16 protein-coding genes and 1 pseudogene are annotated in these 18,785 nt (G+C 36.7%); all 17 read left to right on the top strand.

Translation table 11 applies throughout. The features are described 5' to 3' along the window. Positions 1-490 precede the first annotated feature (490 nt). The 17 genes and pseudogenes from VYM24_RS20060 to VYM24_RS19980 all read left to right on the top strand — a co-directional run bounded on the left by VYM24_RS20060 (position 491) and on the right by VYM24_RS19980 (position 18,771). Positions 491-1,027 (top strand): UpxY family transcription antiterminator, encoded by a 537-nt coding sequence (locus tag VYM24_RS20060; protein ID WP_195357436.1) that lies wholly within the window; start codon positions 491-493, stop codon positions 1,025-1,027. A 62-nt stretch (positions 1,028-1,089) separates the two neighbouring features. Continuing rightward, positions 1,090-1,575, top strand: a complete 486-nt coding sequence (locus VYM24_RS20055; RefSeq protein WP_330940763.1) for a UpxZ family transcription anti-terminator antagonist — start codon at positions 1,090-1,092, stop codon at positions 1,573-1,575. Between the two features lie 126 nt (positions 1,576-1,701). Next, entirely contained in the window at positions 1,702-2,754 is a 1,053-nt protein-coding gene (locus tag VYM24_RS20050; protein ID WP_330940762.1) for an NAD-dependent epimerase, read from the top strand. 21 nt (positions 2,755-2,775) lie between these two features. Next, a complete protein-coding gene (locus VYM24_RS20045; protein WP_330940761.1) occupies positions 2,776-4,089 on the top strand; it encodes a UDP-glucose dehydrogenase family protein in 1,314 nt (437 codons plus the stop codon). A gap of 105 nt (positions 4,090-4,194) precedes the next feature. After that, positions 4,195-4,482: pseudogene (locus VYM24_RS20040) on the top strand (N-acetylmuramidase domain-containing protein); the annotation flags it as partial. 281 nt (positions 4,483-4,763) lie between these two features. Continuing rightward, positions 4,764-5,852 (top strand): GDP-mannose 4,6-dehydratase, encoded by a 1,089-nt coding sequence (gmd, locus tag VYM24_RS20035; protein WP_330940760.1) that lies wholly within the window; start codon positions 4,764-4,766, stop codon positions 5,850-5,852. Positions 5,853-5,990: 138 nt separating this feature from the next. Beyond that, positions 5,991-6,560: a dTDP-4-dehydrorhamnose 3,5-epimerase gene (gene rfbC / locus VYM24_RS20030; RefSeq protein WP_330940759.1), complete on the top strand. Its 570-nt coding sequence runs from the start codon at positions 5,991-5,993 to the stop codon at positions 6,558-6,560. Positions 6,561-6,629: 69 nt separating this feature from the next. Beyond that, a complete protein-coding gene (locus tag VYM24_RS20025; RefSeq protein ID WP_330940758.1) occupies positions 6,630-8,156 on the top strand; it encodes a lipopolysaccharide biosynthesis protein in 1,527 nt (508 codons plus the stop codon). A gap of 25 nt (positions 8,157-8,181) precedes the next feature. Next, on the top strand, positions 8,182-9,276 hold the full coding sequence (locus tag VYM24_RS20020) for a polysaccharide pyruvyl transferase family protein (RefSeq protein WP_330940757.1): 1,095 nt from the start codon (positions 8,182-8,184) through the stop codon (positions 9,274-9,276). A gap of 12 nt (positions 9,277-9,288) precedes the next feature. Continuing rightward, positions 9,289-10,389 carry an NAD-dependent epimerase/dehydratase family protein gene (locus tag VYM24_RS20015; protein ID WP_217716603.1) on the top strand — a complete coding sequence of 367 codons (1,101 nt, stop codon included), beginning with the start codon at positions 9,289-9,291 and terminating at the stop codon, positions 10,387-10,389. Positions 10,390-11,321: 932 nt separating this feature from the next. After that, entirely contained in the window at positions 11,322-13,058 is a 1,737-nt protein-coding gene (locus VYM24_RS20010) for a thiamine pyrophosphate-binding protein (protein WP_330940756.1), read from the top strand. Next, entirely contained in the window at positions 13,055-13,909 is an 855-nt protein-coding gene (locus VYM24_RS20005; RefSeq protein WP_330940755.1) for a DUF5672 family protein, read from the top strand. Before VYM24_RS20010 ends, VYM24_RS20005 begins: the two co-directional genes overlap by 4 nt. A 132-nt stretch (positions 13,910-14,041) precedes the next feature. Then, the gene (locus VYM24_RS20000; protein WP_217716608.1) at positions 14,042-15,226 is read left to right on the top strand and encodes a hypothetical protein; all 1,185 of its coding nucleotides are present in this window, start codon (positions 14,042-14,044) and stop codon (positions 15,224-15,226) included. 51 nt (positions 15,227-15,277) lie between these two features. Beyond that, a complete protein-coding gene (locus VYM24_RS19995; RefSeq protein WP_330940754.1) occupies positions 15,278-16,072 on the top strand; it encodes a glycosyltransferase family 2 protein in 795 nt (264 codons plus the stop codon). Beyond that, on the top strand, positions 16,069-17,304 hold the full coding sequence (locus VYM24_RS19990; protein ID WP_330940753.1) for a TolB family protein: 1,236 nt from the start codon (positions 16,069-16,071) through the stop codon (positions 17,302-17,304). Before VYM24_RS19995 ends, VYM24_RS19990 begins: the two co-directional genes overlap by 4 nt. After that, the gene (locus tag VYM24_RS19985; protein ID WP_330940752.1) at positions 17,301-18,137 is read left to right on the top strand and encodes a glycosyltransferase; all 837 of its coding nucleotides are present in this window, start codon (positions 17,301-17,303) and stop codon (positions 18,135-18,137) included. Before VYM24_RS19990 ends, VYM24_RS19985 begins: the two co-directional genes overlap by 4 nt. Before the next feature lie 43 nt (positions 18,138-18,180). Then, on the top strand, positions 18,181-18,771 hold the full coding sequence (locus VYM24_RS19980; protein WP_330940751.1) for a sugar transferase: 591 nt from the start codon (positions 18,181-18,183) through the stop codon (positions 18,769-18,771). Positions 18,772-18,785: the final 14 nt, after the last annotated feature.

Here is an 18,785-nt window from a genome sequence, read left to right as displayed (position 1 = left end):
AGATTCGTTTTGTAATAATAATGTATTGATTATTAGTTGGTTAATCTTCGTTTTGCGGGGCGTCCAAAAAACGTTCGTTTAATGTGCACAAAGATAAAGGTGTTTTTTTGAATGACAAAATGTTTGATAAAAAAGATTTTGTGATATAGTGCTTTTTTGACTTAATTATCTGATTATAAGCGATAAAAAACTTGTAAAAATATTAGTTAATATCTATTCCTTTTATTCTTTCTCTGACTTTATCAGATTTAAAAAACTTTACGCACATTAAACGAACGATTAAAAGATAATTTTCTTCTCTAATCCATTAGTTCATAGCTTTTTACCTGTAAGATATTTAAGGTAATGAACAGCTACAGAAAATCAAAAGGCAAGAGGAACACAATACTTGCCATATCTTACATAAAGTGTTCGCAAGTGATTGAAATTCAAGTGTATGCAAGGACTTCAAAGCCCCGAGGGAACACCCTTTTCTGAAATAATCCTTGAAATGGAAGCGGATAAAGAGACTGAAATATGGTATGCGATGCGTGCCACATACCGTAGAGAGCCTGATGCAATGCGTCTGCTTGAAAAGGAAAAAATGGGTTGTTTCGTTCCCATGCAATACAAGATCAGCATAAAGAAAGGTAAGAAAGTCCGTGCTTTGGTTCCTGTTGTACATAACCTGCTTTTTGTCCATGCCCGTCCTTCCGAGGTGAAGCGCATCAAATCACAGGTAAGCTATTTGCAATACATTACGGATACCCGTAGTGGACAGAAGATTATTATCTCTGACAGTGAGATGCAACGTTTTATTGCTGTAGCCGGTACTTACAATGACCATCTCATGTATTTCCAACCTGATGAACTGAATTTGTCCAAAGGTACGAAAGTTCGTATCACGGGCGGTGATTTCGAGGGACAGGAAGGCGTCTTTCTGAAAGTGAAAGGGGCACGTGATCGCCGTGTGGTCATCGAGATACAAGGTGTTATTGCCGTTGCGCTTGCTACGATTCATCCGGATCTTATAGAAGTAATCAAATAATTGACGATCGGCCGTTGTCATTAAACAGCTGATAAATCACAAATTATAAATCATAAATCATTATGTCTCTTTCTGAAGAAACACTTGCCCTTCAGCGTGCTGCGCACGATCTGATGTATTTAGGTATGGACGGGAATCCGGTCTATAGCGACGACCTTTCCCGTCGTAACGGTGAAGTTTATCGCCTGACTACGGCTTTGTATAATTCCGGTGTCAAAGGTTCTACAGTCGAAGAACAGGCTAATGTTTGTCTTGCTCTTCTGATGGGTTATAGTGCCTCGTTCGTAGATCACGGTGAAAAACAGAAGAATATTCAGGAGGTCTTGGATCGTTGTTGGGATATTCTTGATGCTCTTCCTGCTTCGTTGCTGAAACTTCGCCTGCTCACTGCCTGCTATGGCGAGGTATTTGATGAGCCTTTGGCTGACGAAGGCCGTACTATCATTGCTTCTTGGGATTCCACATCACTCACTGTTGAACAGCAAGAAGCTATTGAAGAGTTTCAGAATGTGGTGGACAACCCCTATCCTTGGGAGTATATTAACTAATAAAAAAAACAAAGAAATATGTGTATAGATATGTTATATAGTTATACTAATTTCTTTGTGTACATGTAAAAGTTGTAAAGGTAGATGACAGCGGTGCATTTCGATTAATTGTGGTAAGTATAGAAAATGAAAATTTTAGTTACTGGTTCTGCAGGTTTTATAGGCTCTTATATTTGTAGACACTTGCTTTCTCGCGGAGATGAGGTAGTAGGACTTGATAATATCAACAACTATTATGATGTCAATTTGAAGTATGGACGTTTGGGGACTTTAGGTATTGATAAAAATACAGTTGGTTGGTATAAATTTGTCCAAAGTAGTACATATAAGCATTTTCGGTTTGTCCGTATGAATTTGGAAGACAAACAGGCTATGCAAATGCTTTTTGCCAATGAGCATTTTGATAAAGTTGTGAACCTTGCTGCTCAAGCCGGAGTACGCTATTCCATAGAGAACCCGTATGCTTATGTAGAAAGTAATATAGATGGTTTCTTGAATGTGTTGGAAGGTTGCCGGCATTATCAGGTGAAACATTTGATTTATGCCAGTTCCAGTAGTGTTTATGGTCTGAATGGGAAGGTCCCTTTTTCTGAAAAAGATAGCATCGCGCATCCTGTAAGCCTTTATGCAGCGACAAAGAAATCGAATGAATTAATGGCTCATACTTACAGCCATTTATATGGTATTCCTTCTACCGGTTTACGGTTCTTTACGGTTTATGGTCCTTGGGGACGTCCGGATATGTCACCTTTCCTTTTTGCAGATGCCATGTTGCACGGGAGGCCGATAAAAGTTTTCAATAATGGAGATATGCTGCGTGATTTTACTTATATTGATGATATCGTTGAAGGGATTCTTCGTGTAATAGACCACATCCCTGCTCCTGATATTGACTGGAGTGCCCAGGCTCCTGATCCCAGTTCTTCTACTGCTCCTTACAAAATATATAATATCGGTAATTCACATCCTGTGAAGCTTATGGATTTTATTCAGGCTATAGAAGAAGCGATAGGTCATCCGGCTGAGAAGATATATCTTCCGATGCAGCCGGGAGACGTTTATCAAACGAATGCGGATACTTCGGCTTTGCAGAATGAATTAGGGTTTAAACCTGACAAGCCGATTAAAGAGGGAGTCCAGGAAACGATAGACTGGTATCGTTCTTTTTATCAATTGTAATCAAAGGTAAACTAAGATAGTATGAAAATAGCAATAGTTGGTACCGGCTATGTCGGTTTGGTGACAGGTACTTGTTTCTCGGAGATGGGGATTGACGTGACTTGTGTGGATGTGCAGGACAGTAAGATAGAAAATCTGAAGAAAGGTGTTATTCCCATTTATGAGCCGGGCTTGGAGGATATGGTTCATCGCAATTATACTGCCGGTCGTCTGAAATTTACAACGGACTTAAAGGAATGCTTGGATGAAGTGGAAGTTGTATTCAGTGCGGTCGGTACTCCTCCTGATGAGGATGGCAGTGCTGATTTGAAATATGTGTTGGAAGTTGCGCGTACCATTGGGCACAATATGAATAAGTATGTGCTGGTTGTGACTAAGAGTACGGTTCCTGTGGGTACTGCACAAAAGGTAAAGTCTGCCATTCAGGAAGAACTTGACAAGCGTAATGTAAAGATAGAGTTTGATGTGGCTTCCAATCCCGAGTTTTTGAAAGAAGGTGATGCGGTAGATGATTTCATGAAGCCTGACCGTGTGGTGGTAGGTGTGGAATCGGAAAAGGCCAAGGCTATAATGGAGCGTCTTTACAAGCCTTTTATGATGAATAACTATCGGTTGATATTCACTGATATTCCGAGTGCGGAAATGATAAAGTATGCTGCTAATTCTATGCTGGCTACACGGATTAGCTTTATGAATGATATTGCTAACCTCTGTGAACTGGTTGGTGCTGATGTGAATATGGTTCGCAAAGGTATTGGTGCAGATAGTCGTATTGGCGGTAAATTCTTGTATCCCGGTTGTGGATATGGTGGCTCTTGTTTTCCGAAGGATGTGAAGGCGTTGATAAAGACTGCGGAAAAGAATGGTTATCCGATGCGTGTTTTGAAGGCTGTTGAAGAGGTGAATGAGAGACAAAAGAGTATTCTTTTTGAGAAATTGCTGAAGCATTATAATGGAGACTTGAAAGGTAAGCAAATCGCTTTATGGGGTTTGGCTTTCAAGCCTGAAACGGATGATATGAGAGAGGCTCCGGCATTGGTTTTGATTGATAAATTGATAGAGGCTGGTGCAAGCGTGAAGGTTTATGATCCGGTTGCGATGGATGAATGTAAGCGTAGGATAGGGGATAAGGTTATCTATGCTACGGATATGTATGATGCGGTGCTGGATGCGGATGCGTTGTTGCTGGTGACGGAGTGGAAAGAGTTCCGGATGCCCAGTTGGGGTGTGTTGAAGAAGACGATGAAACAGTCGGTGGTGATTGATGGAAGAAACATCTATGACAAGTCTGAATTGCAAGAGTTAGGGATAGCTTATTCTTGTATCGGTAGATGATAAGTTATGAAAACAATTAAATTAGGCTATGAAGGTAAGGAAGTTACCTTATTGCAACAGGCTTTGAAGTCATCCGGTTATTCGGTGTCTGAAGGCAGAGTTTTCCTTTATTCCAAGTGGGAGAAAGGGCATTACAAAGGAGGTATGGGTGAGTATGACCGTCTGGAACAGGTACGCAAGATTCACCCTGAGGTGGCAGACTCTTCCGCCAGTTGGGGAATGTTCCAGATAATGGGATTCAACTATGCCGCTTGTGGCAAGAAGAGCGTGGAAAGTTTTGTAGCAGCTATGCATGAGAGCGAACTCAAGCAACTGATACTTGCCGTCCGTTTCATCAGACAGGCAGGTATGCTTCCGGCATTGCAGACTAAGAACTGGGCGGAATTCGCCAGATGATATAACGGGCCTGCCTATGCTCAAAACGGCTACGACAAGAAATTGGTGGAAGCTTATATGGGTAAAAAATCTAATATATAATTGGTTTGAATTGAGTTTTTGGAGAAGCGGATGCTTACCCGTAAAATCAACTATAAGGCAGCGTGTCTGAAAAAACAGAGAATTATAAATATTTTTTTTGAATCAATCCGATTTTTGATAAAATTTATAGAGAAATCGCCTAAAAGCGGATTTTATTTTTGTGGGAACTATGTCAAAAATGGTGGTTAACTTTACGTATGAAAAGAGCATTGATTACAGGAATTACGGGACAAGATGGCTCGTATTTAGCAGAATTTCTTCTTGAGAAAGGTTATGAAGTACATGGCATTATTCGCCGTTCCTCAGTAGATTATCGTGAGCGAATTGCTCATCTTGAGGGAGTTCTCAATTTCCATTTGCATTATGCCGATTTAGGTGACTCCATGTCGATGGTACAGGCGGTGAAAAAGGTTAGTCCTGATGAAATATATAATCTTGCAGCACAGAGTCATGTGCAGGTGAGTTTCGATTCGCCTGAATTTACGGCAGATGTAGATGCTGTGGGTGTATTGCGGGTACTTGAGGCAGTACGTCAGTGTGGGCTTGAAAAGACTTGTCGTATCTATCAGGCCTCCACTTCCGAACTATATGGTAAAGTGGAGGAAGTGCCTCAGAATGAGAAGACACCTTTTCATCCATATTCACCATACGCTGTAGCCAAACTTTACGGATTCTGGATTATTAAGGAATATCGTGAGGCTTACAGCATGTTTTGCTGTTCAGGTATTCTCTTCAATCATGAATCAGAACGCCGTGGCGAAACCTTTGTAACTCGTAAAATTACTCTTGCTGCCGCACGCATTGCCCAAGGCAAACAAAATTGCCTGTATCTTGGTAATTTAGATTCTCTCCGTGATTGGGGATATGCCAAGGATTATGTAGAGTGTATGTGGCTTATTCTTCAGCATGATAAGCCCGAAGACTTTGTTATTGCAACAGGGGTACAGCATACTGTTCGTGAGTTTGCTACCCTTGCTTTCCGCTATGCGGGTATTGAACTTCGGTGGGAAGGAGAAGGAATAAATGAAAAAGGCATTGATATCAAAACAGGCAAAGTATTGGTTGCTGTTTCAGAAGACTTTTATCGTCCCACTGATGTGGTAAATCTTTTGGGGGATCCCACTAAAGCCCGAAACGAACTCGGTTGGAATCCGCAAACCACTTCTTTTGAGCGGCTGGTTGAAATAATGGTAAAGCATGATATGCAGAAAGTCGCTGCCGATCATGTGGCTTCTGTCATGCGTACCAATCTTGCTGAATATCTGGAAAAAGGTCTGGTAAAATAACTGATTGATTCTGATTTAAATTCAACCATTCAACTGTTTTCTAAAAACCGTTAAATCACTTATATTTATATATTATTGATGTGATAGAGGTTGGGGAGAAGTGGATGTCTATAGTGGATTGTAATATTTTTTATCGATATGGAAGTTGTGAAAACAGCCATTGAAGGAGTCGTAATCATTGTACCTCGTCTTTTTAAAGATAGTCGCGGTTATTTTTTTGAGTCCTTCAATCAGGGAGAGTTTGAAGAAAAAGTTTGTAAGACGACATTCGTGCAGGATAATGAATCTAAATCATCCTATGGTGTCATTCGTGGTTTGCACTTTCAGTTTCCCCCTTTTGCGCAAAGTAAACTGGTGCGTGTAGTGAAAGGCTCAGTTCTTGATGTTGCTGTGGATATAAGAAAAGGCTCTCCGACTTTCGGACGGCATGTAGCTGTAGAACTTACAGAGGAAAATCATCACCAGTTCTTTATACCAAGAGGTTTTGCGCATGGTTTCAGTGTGTTGAGTGATGAGGTGATATTTCAATATAAGTGTGATAACTTTTATGCTCCGGAGTGTGAAGGGGCCTTGGCGTGGGATGATCCAGATTTGAGAATTGATTGGAGGATCCCGATGGACAAAGTTGTATTGAGTGAAAAAGACCAAAAGCATCCTATATTGAAAAATGCGAATTTAATGTTTGATTATAGCGTTGATCAATATTGACGTAAGAATACAAGACTTCAAAAAGAAAGGGGATAAGGATGAAGGATATCCTAACCGTGAGAATGAAAAATGGCACAAGTCTCTAGCAATAAAAGGGTAGCTAAAAACACTCTTTTACTATATATACGTACGTTTGTAATCTTAATAGTGAATCTATATACTTCAAGAATTGTTCTTGAGGTGTTAGGTGTAGAGGATTATGGAATATACAATATCGTAGGTGGAATGGTTGTGATGTTTTCGATAATCTCAGCTGCTCTGTCGAATTCTATAACACGATTTATTACGTTTGAATTAGGGAAAGGAAACAAAGATAAGCTGAAGCAAATATTTTCTACAAGTGTAAACATTCAATTGAGACTTTCATTAATTGTAGCCATTGCGGTAGAAGGGATAGGTGTATATTTTATGTATGCTTATATGCAGATTCCTGAAGACCGTTTGTCGGCAGCTTTTTGGGTATTGCAGTGTTCACTTCTCAATTTTATTATTTCTTTAGTAAGCTTACCTTATAGCGCGGTGATTATAGCGCATGAACGGATGAACATATTCGCTTATGTAGGGTTACTAGAGGCGGCGTTGAAGTTTGTGTCTGCTTATTTATTATTTATTGTAGCTTTTGATCACTTGATATTGTATGGCGTTTTATTAGCTTTGTCGTCTTTAATTATCCGTTTGATATATGGTCGTTATTGTTCGCTTCATTTTAAAGAATGCAAATATACGGCAAAATTAGATAAAAATCTTACACGTGAAATGTTTGGCTTTGCTGGATGGAATTTTTTAGGAACCGGAGCATATCTTTTCAATACGCAAGGAGTCAACATTGTATCTAATTTGTTTTTTGGCGTTGCAGTTAATGCTGCACGAGGGGTAGCAGGGCAGGCCGAGGCCGGTGTAAAACAGTTTGTGAATAATTTTACAACAGCATTAAATCCGCAGATTATAAAAACATATGCTGATAAAAATTATGAATCGTGTTTTATTCTTGTCCGTCAAGGTGGCAAGTATTCCTACTTGCTGATGCTTGTTTTTTTTATACCTTTTGTATTGGAGGCAGATTTTCTTTTGTCATTATGGTTAAAGGAAGTGCCGCGGCATGCCGTTATCTTTTGGCAATTAGCCATGTTAGGAACTTTGATTGATTTACCGGCAGCTCCTCTTACGACATTAGCTCAAGCTACGGGACATATAAAGAAATTTTATATTTATGTGGGTGGATTAGGGTGTTTAGTGCTACCTTTAACATGTATCTTTTTTTTCTTGGGAATGCCGCCTTATACAGCCTATGTAGCTTATATCACTGTTTATACTTACCTTGTTTTTGTGCGTTTATATTTGATGAATAAACAGGTCGGCTTTCCTATTCGCGTGTTTGTAATACAGGTTTTATTAAGAGTTGCTGTGGTGACGGCTATATCTTTGATTCTTCCTGTTCTCATTGTATATATAATGCCGTATGGTTTTGTGAGATTCATCTTGGTTGCGTCTGTTAGTTTTATTTCCATAGTAGGGAGCACTTTTTTGTTTGGCATGGATCGTGCTGAACGTAAAAGAATAAAGTCCTTTGTCTTAAATAAGATACGGAATAATTAACTATTGTTTTCTTGACTATATGTATGTGAATTTAGTAACATGGCTGGGTACAGGGAATTATGGTACTAGTCTTCAGTCTTACGCTCTTTATGAGATACTGAAAGAGATGGATTACAATGTACGTTTTGTACATTCGTTTTCTCCTGAAAATTTCTCTCTAAAGAAAAGACTATTTTTTCTTTTGAAGATTGTTGTGAAAGAGGCATTAAAAAAGTTTGGGCGTACCGATAAAGATAAGAAGATTCGTTCTTTTAACAAGGAAAATTATAACCATATTCATATACATACTGAAAAGCAGTATCGAAATCTATTAAAAGAATCAGATGTTTTTATTACTGGCAGTGATCAAATATGGAATTGTTATCACAACTTTGACCCGTTTATGTTTTTAGCTTATGCAGGTAATTGTAAACGTGTGGCTTATGCCTCAAGTATTGGAACAATCGATATTCCTCAGGCATATATAGAACAGGTTAAGTGTTTATTAAACAAGTTCACTCACATAGGAGTAAGGGAAGGGGGGATGGCTGATTTTTTGAATACTCTTTTGAGCAGAAATGATGTCAGGCAGGTTTTAGATCCTACATTTCTTCTTTCAAGTTCAAAATGGCTTAGTTTTGCGAAGAAATCGCAGTTATCATTGACTTTGCCGCAGAATTATATTTTATGCTATTTTATAGGGAATCGCGTAGAATACGCTTTACAGCTTGAAGAGGTAAAGCGGATTACTGGAATATCAAATATTGTTTTGATTCCCTCATTGGAGAACGAAACCATTTTGATAAATGAAGCAACTAAATGTCAGGATGCAGGTCCATACGAATTTGTAGAACTTATCGCTCAGTCATCTATGGTATGTACAGATTCGTTTCACGCTTGTGCTTTATCTATCAATCTTTCTAAAAATTTTGTTGCTTTTAAGAGATTTTCTGATAATGATAAAAAGTCTCAAAATTCTCGAATTTATGATTTACTTAATCTGTTTGGATTGAGTAATCGACTTTATAATGGTACAAATAAGTCATTGAAAGAACCTATAGATTATTTTTCTGTTCAGAAAATTCTTCAAGATCATAGGGATGCATCAGTTGATTTCTTGAGAGGTTCGATTGAAAACTAAACTTTTGAAGATATGAATATTTTAGTTTTAGGAGGTACTGGAGCGATGGGTATTCACGTTGTGAAAATACTTTCACAACAAGGACATCATGTCTTTTGTACTTCTCGAATAAAAAGGAAACAAGAGAGGAATATAACATATATTGTAGGTGATGCTCATGATATGATTTTTATGCAAAGCTTGCTCAATGAAAGGTATTATAAAGCTATTATTGATTTCATGACTTATACAACAAGTGATTTTCGAATAAGGCATGAAGTCCTTTTAGGTGCAACAGATCAATATTTTTTTCTTAGTAGCTCCAGAGTATATGCCGATGATTCCATTATTACTGAAGATTCACCATTAATCTTAGATACTGTAGAAGATAAGAAATATCTGAAAACCGATGAATACGCTTTGTGCAAAGCCAGACAAGAAGTCATTTTAAAGAGATCAGGGAAAAAGAATTTCACCATTATTCGCCCCTATATTACATATAGTGAAAACAGATTACAGTTAGGGGTATTTGACAAGGATACTTTTATATATCGGGCATTGAAAGGCAGACCGATTGTCGTTTCAGATGATATAATGCAGCATATCACGACATTAACTTACGGCTATGATGTAGCAACCTGTATAGTACGTTTAATAGGAAATGCTAAAGCTTTTGGTGAGGCTTTCCATATAACAGTGGGGCAATCTATAAGTTGGAATGACGTTTTAGAGGTATATATGGATGCGTTAGGCAAGTATCTTGGGAAACGACCGGATGTGGTAGTCATAAACCAATGTCATCAATTAAATTATCCTATAAGGTGTTATCAAGTGACTTACGATCGGTTATACGATCGTCGGTTTGATAATTCGAAAATACTTGATGCTATTGGGAACTTTACATTTACCTTGCCTAAAGAAGGATTGGCTAAATGTATTGATTCTTTTCTGAATAATCTTTCATTTGGACATATCGATGAAAGCATAGAGGGAACCAATGATTATTACAGTGGTTGTTGGGCATCTCTATCTGAATATAATAGTATAAAAAGAAAATTGAGATATGTGGCTTATCGTTTAAATCCTATAATGGCTTGCCGATTGGAACAATATATTAGAAAATTATTAAGATGAAATGATATGGAAAGCAAACTAAAAGTTAGAGATTCTAATTTTGAGTTGTTGCGTTTAGTGGCAATATTTATAATAATAGTTCATCATCTTGTAATAAAATGTGCCTAGTCATGTGGATATACTAAATCTTATGATAGTGAAATCGATGGAATAATTTGGTTGATAATTAACGGATTAGCTGTGGATAAATCTGTTTATTCTAATTAGTAGATGGCGTGGCATTAAATGTATTGTACCTCAAATTATAAGGTTAATAATAGATTGTTCCATCTATAGCTTGATTACCAATATTTTTTGTATTTTAGTGTTAGGGTATCCTTTTAGTTGGAGCGAGTTATTTTTTAGTTGTATATTTACACACAACTGGTTCGTGATAGCTTTTATTATGTTCCTTTTGATTATTTCATTAGTTGAACGCTCTTTACGCGATATTGATAATAAGACTTTGAATTATTTCGTTATTCTTCTTACTATTTTCAATGTTGTATTCTATTTATAAACGATTTACTTCTAACGGATTACTTTTGTGGCTGATCTGTTGCGTACCGTGGGTGTGGGATATGTAATTTTGACGAATCACATTCCTTGGCAAGAGAATCTTTCCCAGAAATATTTTGGATACAATAATCCTTTTATAATTCTCTCTACTATAATACTGTTTATGTATTTTTTACAAATCAGACTTCAAAATCGTTGGATAAATGAGTTAGCCAAAGGATGTTTCGGCATTTTTCTACTTCATACTACGACCATTTTTATGTACTATCTGTAAATGTAGTAGGTGAGTGGTACCACCAATTCGAGTATGTTGTTATTATTTTATCTTCAGTGGCGCTATTTATGGCTTGTGCCGCAGTAGCTTATGTGGTGGAGCACATCAAAAATCCATATATACAGAGATATTTTTTTGAAAAAATAAAATTGAAATAATTATGAATACCTACTATTCAAGTGAGAGAGGCATACAAATATTGATAAGGCTTCTAAAAGATTTTAGAATAAGAAAAATAGTTACATCTCCGGGCGCCACTAATATGATGCTCAATGCCTCATTGATGTATGACGGAAGTTTTGAAATGATTTCGTCTGTAGATGAACGCTCAGCGGCTTATATGGCTTGTGGCATGGCGGAGGAAAGTGGTGAACCTGTTATGATCACATGTACAGGTGCAACAGCTGCGCGAAACTATATGCCTGCTTTGACAGAAGCCTTTTATCGTAAGCTTCCTATCTTGGTAGTAACAGGTACGCAGGATCTCAGAAGATTAGGTAATTTATATGATCAGGTGACCGACCGCAGTGTACAGCCGAATGACATTGTAACCTTCAGTACGTATATTCCATCGGTGAGAGATGATAAAGACGCTGAATATGCAGCTTTAAAAATTAATCAGGCTATTTCTGCTTTGACACTAAATGGAGGTGGCCCTTCTCATATCAATCTTGAAACGACGTATAGTAGGGACTTATCGGTAAAAGATTTGCCTAAAATAAAAACGGTGAGGCGCATAGATTGGGATGATGACCTTCCTTCTCTACCACAAGGTAAAATAGCTGTATTTATAGGATCTCACCAACAATTTGATGAAAAGTCTACGCAAGCAATAGATGATTTTTGCGCTAATCATAATGCGGTAGTATTTTGTGATCATACAAGTGGATATAAGGGAGAATTTCGGCAAATCGACGCATTATTAACTAAACAGAATGCGGAGTGTTTAAATGATATCAAACTGTTGATACATTTAGGTGAAATATCTGGCGATCATTTTAATATGGGGGATAAAGCTGCCGAAGTATGGCGTGTGAATCGGGATGGACAAATGCGTGATCGCTATGGGAAACTAACCCATCTTTTTGCTATGAGTGAGAAACATTTCTTTGAGCGATATAAAGATAAAGATATTCAACCAGGTATTTCTTTTTTGAACCAATGCCGTACAGAATATACTCGTTGTTATACTGCTATACCTGAATTGCCATTGTCGAATATTTGGATGGCCAAGGAATTAGCCCCAAGCTTGCCAGAAAATAGTGTGTTTCATTTGGGAATTCTCACATCTCTTCGTTCATGGGATTTTTTTGAAGTTTCTAAATCTATTCATTCGGCATGCAATGTGGGTGGCTTTGGTACAGATGGAATGTTGTCCTCTCTTCTCGGGGCATCAATTATTCATCCACAGAAATTATATTTTGGCATTGTTGGTGACTTGGCTTTCTTTTATGATATGAATGCCCTTGGCAATCGACACAAAGGAAATAACTTGCGTATATTATTGGTGAATAATGGTAAAGGATGTGAATTTACTCATTATTTAAATCCTGGTTCTATTTTTAAGGAAGATGTTGATCCTTATATTGCAGCGGCAGGTCATTTTGGAAATCAGTCGCGTACGTTAGTCCGGGATTATGCTAAAAGTTTGGGAATGGATTATTATACAGCTTCTACAAAAGAAGAATTCTTAGCCAGTAAAGATAAGTTTGTCTCACCGGAAATTACACGTTCTTGTATTTTTGAAGTTTTCACTCGTGATATTGATGAGAATGAAGCTTTAAGGTTAATAACAAGCACCGGTATGATGGGGGATATGAAACAGGTTCTGAAAAAGAGTGTAAAAAATGTGCTAGGTGATAAAGGGGTTGGACTTATGAAAAAGCTATTAAAATGACAACATGCGTTGTAGTTATACCGATATATAATGCTAATCCTAAACCGATTGAAATGGCTTCATTGAGACGGGTATTGACGGTGCTAAATGGTCATATAATCCATTTGTTTACTTATGAAGATTTGGATACTACTGTTTATAAAGCGGTATTTGAAGAATATAATAAATCTTTCTTGGTGGATTATTTTGATAAATCCTATTTCTCATCTGTTAAAGGCTATAATAAGTTATGTCTAACTCCGGCTTTTTATTTGCGATATATTGATTATGACTATATGTTGATATATCAATTGGATGCATGGGTGTTTTATGATAGTCTGCAATATTGGTGCGATAAGAATTATGACTATATTGGTGCTCCTCATTTCTATTCGAAAGAGAAAAACGTAACTAAAGAATTTATGGGCGTAGGTAATGGCGGCTTTTCTTTACGGCGTATTAAGTATTGTCTTCAGATACTATATGGAAATAAGTATATGCCATATTTAAAACCTGTAGCTCTGATGAAGTACTACTATAGAAAAGATTTGATTCATTTTCGCAGTCATCCAATTATAGTTGAATGGATTTTATTTCTTATTAAAGTACTATTGAAATCCATAGGCATAAAAAATAATTTGTCTTTTTTTATTCGTACTAGTCTAATTAATGAGGATTTTATTTTTGGTAGTTGGGCTAATCTCGCATGGAATGCAAAAGCTAATATACCTTCCTGTGATGAAGCAGCTGATTTTGCTTTTGAAACTAATCCTTCATATCTCTATAATAAAAAGGGTAAATTGCCCTTTGGTTGCCATGCTTTTGAAAAATGGGAGTATGATTCGTTTTGGAGAAAGTATATAGTAATATAATTTATCCAAAGATTCTTTCATTAAGGTCATGTCTTTGGTATATGGCTCATAATGAAGTGGGTTAACACTGTATTTATGTCTTATAGTAATTTTTGTATAAAGCAATCGAGGCTGTTTTCCGTTTTAATATGGATGATATTAATTGTTGCACATCCATTTGTCTTTTGTTACGCATTGAATTTCCCTGGCTCTCTAATACTTATATTGCTTTCTTTTTTGATGCTTGCTATATATGTTAAATTAGCAAGGACTTTTGTGGTACAATCGTTTTGTGTCTTCTGGGGGATGATAGTTTTTTTTAGTTTCTTAAATGTCTATCACTCTGATTTATGCTCTATATCAAACGTAGTTCAAGTTTTAATCGTTTTTCTAATTTGTACGGTTATCACTAACTGCATTGGTAAAAGAGCATTCTGCAAGCAGTATGTGTATTTATTAACGATTATAGTTTTTTTAGGGTTTATCGGATGGTTGTCTGTGTTGATTTTTAATTATCCTCCTTTGTTTAATTATACAGCTCAAGATGGAAGACCAGTAGCGGCATTCTTTTTCACCGTTTGTAATACTTACATACCTCCGGTACCTCATCCTATAATTAGATATTCTGGTATATTTGATGAACCGGGAACATTGGCTTTTTTTTCAATGATAGCATTATGTATCAATAAATTGATAGTAAAGAATAAAACGTGCGAAGTCGTTTTGTTGGTATTACCAATTATGACTTTTTCTCTGGCTCACATTCTGACTTTACTATTATTTTACTTGTTTTTTTATATAACCTCAATTCAGAGATTGGTAGTTTTTTCTAGTGTGGTTTCAGGATTAATTTTCCTCATTATATCTCAGAAAGATATATCTCCATATGATCGGATTTATGAATTATCCTTGCATAGATTAGAACAGGATGATGAAAGGGGATTTCAAGGTAATAATAGATCGGAATCAACGAGTAATGCTTATAAACTTTTTATCGAAAATAAGTTACTTGGCGTCGGTGTCCAATATGAGGAAGAACATCATGGTATTTCTACTAATCCTTTTACCATCTTAGCATTATATGGCATTGTCGGATATCTTATAGTTCAAATTTTTTTTTGGAGAATTCTTATAAAATCTTTTGTGTCTAAATGGAAATTTTTAAATTGGAATTGTATAAAATGTCTTGTCATACTTTTTGTTAACTTTCAGCAAAGACCATTTACTACTAATGTTTTTACAATGTTTTCTGTCTTGTTATTACTTTCTGTTGTAGAAACTCAATTAAATATGAACTATAAGCGAAATGTCTCTTTATATGATCGCAATTTATTATAAAAGTTGCCTCTATTATACCCTGTTTTTAAAATTATATATTTTCCGATTTTTATGAGATATTCAATAATAACTGTATCCTACAATAGCGAAAAAACTATTGAAAGGACAATAAAATCCATTCTTGCCCAAAGCGAGAAGGACTATGAATATATAATTGTTGATGGTGCTTCCAAAGACTACACTGTGAAACTCATCAAACAATATGAGCCATTGTTTGAGGGTAGGCTTCGTTGGATTAGTGAACCTGATAAGGGGATCTACAATGCTATGAACAAGGGTATTTCTATGGCTAAGGGTGATGTCATAGGAATCGTGAATAGCGATGATTGGCTTGAAACAGATGCTCTTATTACTATCTCTGAAGCGATCAATACTTTAAGGATAAATACAAAATCAAGTTTCGTTCTTACAGGTTGGATGAAATTTCATTATAAAGACGGCTCAGTCCAAGTAATCAAACGTACTTATGAACAGTTTTTGAGTGGTACTAAAAAATATGATATGTATCTAAATCATCCTGCAACATGGGTTTCATCAGAAGCATATAAAGGAATTGGTTACTTTGATGAAAATATAAAAATATTGGCGGATAATGATTTAATGCTTAGATTACATTTTAATAAGATACCTTTTCATTTTATATCTGTAGTCATAACTAATATGGCTGATGGCGGAGTGTCTAATCATTTTTCTACAATTCGCCTGAAAGATAGAAAAATGATTATAAACAAATACGAAAACAGTATTATTAATAAGTTGTATCTGTTGGTTCCTTATTATATTAAAGAGTTAGTGAAATGGATTTTACCATTGAAATTAATACGTAAAATAAAAAATGTGAAATGAATTTAGAACAAAAACTGAACTACCAGTTAAATAAATATCCTGTAGTAAAGAAAATTATAAAGAGAGTTTATCAGTTGGGTATGTATACTATTTCTCCGAAAATAAAATCGGAAGGTAATATTGTGCGCATATCGCCCAATGAGCAAGGGGAGTTCTTCTTTGGTTATTACGACAAGTGTCCATGGGATATTACTGGGCGGTATATGCTGTGTATGAAAGCAAAGGATACATGGAGTGATGTTTCTCCTAAAGATAAGCTTGAAATATTATTGCTTGATACTTTAACTAATACAGTCGTTACTGTAGCGGAGAGCAATAGTTGGAATGTACAACAAGGATGCATGGCTCAGTGGTTAGGACCCGAGTTCAAAGAAAAAATTATTTATAATGATTTCAGAAACGGCCATTATTGTTCGGTGATTTTAAATGTATTTACTGGACACGAAGAAAGAATCATTTCTGTTCCAATATATACTGTTGCTACGGACGGGAAAACGGCATTAACGCTTGATTTCTCACGACTTTATCGTCTTCGTCCTGGCTATGGTTACTATAATGTTCCGGAAGTTACTGCAACAGAACGTATCCCTGACAAGACTTGCATTTGGAGAATCAATCTTGAAAATGGTAATGTGACTCCTTTGTTGAAGTATACAGATTTTGCAAATTTTGAGCAACGTAAAGATATGGTGAATGCCGAGCATAAGGTGAATCACTTAATGTTGAGTCCTAACGGTAAGCGGTTTATGGTACTTCATCGATGGTTTGAGAGGCAACGAAAATACACTCGCTTGGTGACTTGTAATATTGATGGTACAGATATGTATAATCTGAGTGACGATGACATGGTGAGTCACTGCTTTTGGAAGAGTGATGATGAAATTTTGGCATTTGAGAATAAGTATAATGGTGGTCCTGGTTATTATTTAATGCGAGATAAAACAAGGGAATATACTCATTTTTGGCCAGGAATAAGCGGAGATGGGCATCCAAGCTATTCACCGGATGGAACATTGGTGGTAACCGATACTTATCCTGATCGAAAGAGAATCGCTGCGCTTAAAGTAATGAAGGGTGATGACATCAAAATCGTGGCAAAAGTGTTTGCTCCTTTTAAATATGATAATGATACCCGTTGCGACTTGCATCCTCGTTGGAGCAGAGATGGAAAGATGATATGTTTTGATTCGGTTTTCGAAGGAGTGCGCGGACTTTATATTGTTATGTTGTGACGAGTAGTTTTGTTAATAGAACACAGGTGGTTGTCTTGATGTCCGTATATAAAAAAGATGACCCAAGACATTTGCGTTTGTCCATTGAGAGTATTCTCAGTCAATCATATGCAAACTTTAGGTTATTGGTTGGTGTGGATGGAAGTGTAGGCGAAGAATTGGAAAGCGAACTAAAGATGTATGAGGCTAATGATAACGTTGCATCTTTTTGGTTTAAAGAGAACCGTGGTCTGACTGCGGTTCTTAATAACCTTATTGAAGAAGGAAAGAAGCTGAATCCTTTGTATATAGCTCGTATGGATGCTGATGATATTTCTAAATCGGATCGTTTTGAAAAACAAATCAACTATTTGGAGAACCACCCGGATGTGGATGTATTGGGTGGGGCGATTGAAGAGATGGAATATGACGGTAGATTGAATGGTAAGGTGATTCATTACCCATTGACTCATCAGCAATGCTTTGATTTTTTTTCCACACGTAATCCATTGGCTCATCCTGCAGTAATGTTCAGAGCTTCGTTTTTTGATAAAGTAAGCTCATACAACGCTTTATATAAAAAAAACCAAGATACAGAATTGTGGTTTCGAGCATTCAAGGCTGGATGTAGGTTTGCTAACCTTGAAGATATTGTTCTCTCATTTCGGGTGTCCAAAGATATGTATAGACGCCGAGGGGGTACAAAGTTTGCTCTTGAAGTTCTGAGGCTTCGCAAGGAAATAAATAAGAACTTGGGATATGGCGTGAAAGCCCAGCTATTTGCTTATGCTTATTATGCGATGGCCGTTTCTCCAGGATGGGTAAAAAGGTTTGCCTATAAGACTTTTAGATAATATGGCTTTAAAATATTGGTAAGTACTGATATAATCTATTCTTATGTTTTTTAAATCCCTCTTTGACCGTGGAGCTTCGCTCTTTGGTTTAATTTTATTATCTCCTATTTTATTGGTAGTCGGTGCTTTAATCCATATAAAGATGCCGGGCGGTTCTGCGATATTCAAGCAGAAGCGTGTAGGAAAGCATGGACGATTGTTCACTATGTATAAGTTTCGTTCAATGACTGTCAGGCATTCGGGTAGTTCAGTCTCGGTGAAAGGGGAAAGTCGTATCACTCCGTTAGGGGCAGTACTCCGGAAATATAAATTGGATGAATTGCCGGAGCTATGGAATGTTCTGATAGGTGACATGAGTTTTGTCGGTCCTCGCCCCGATGTGCCGGGATATGCGGATAAATTGCAAGGAGAGGACAGGAGGATGTTATTGTTAAAACCTGGTATCACAGGACCTGCGAGTTTGAAATACCGAAATGAAGAAGAATTATTAGCACGACAGGAATATCCTCAAAAATACAATGACGAGGTACTGTTTCCCGACAAAGTGAGAATTAATATAGAATATTTGGATCACTGGTCTTTTTGGAATGACATTAAAATCATTATTTATACAATATTGGGAAAAGATTTGTAGTGTCATAAAATGGT

Origin of the sequence: Bacteroides sp. MSB163 (genome assembly GCF_036416795.1) — a bacterium.
In the GTDB taxonomy this organism is placed as follows: Bacteria; Bacteroidota; Bacteroidia; order Bacteroidales; family Bacteroidaceae; genus Bacteroides; species Bacteroides maternus.
Note: the sequence above shows the minus strand (reverse complement) of the source record. Positions and strands in the feature narration are given on the sequence as shown.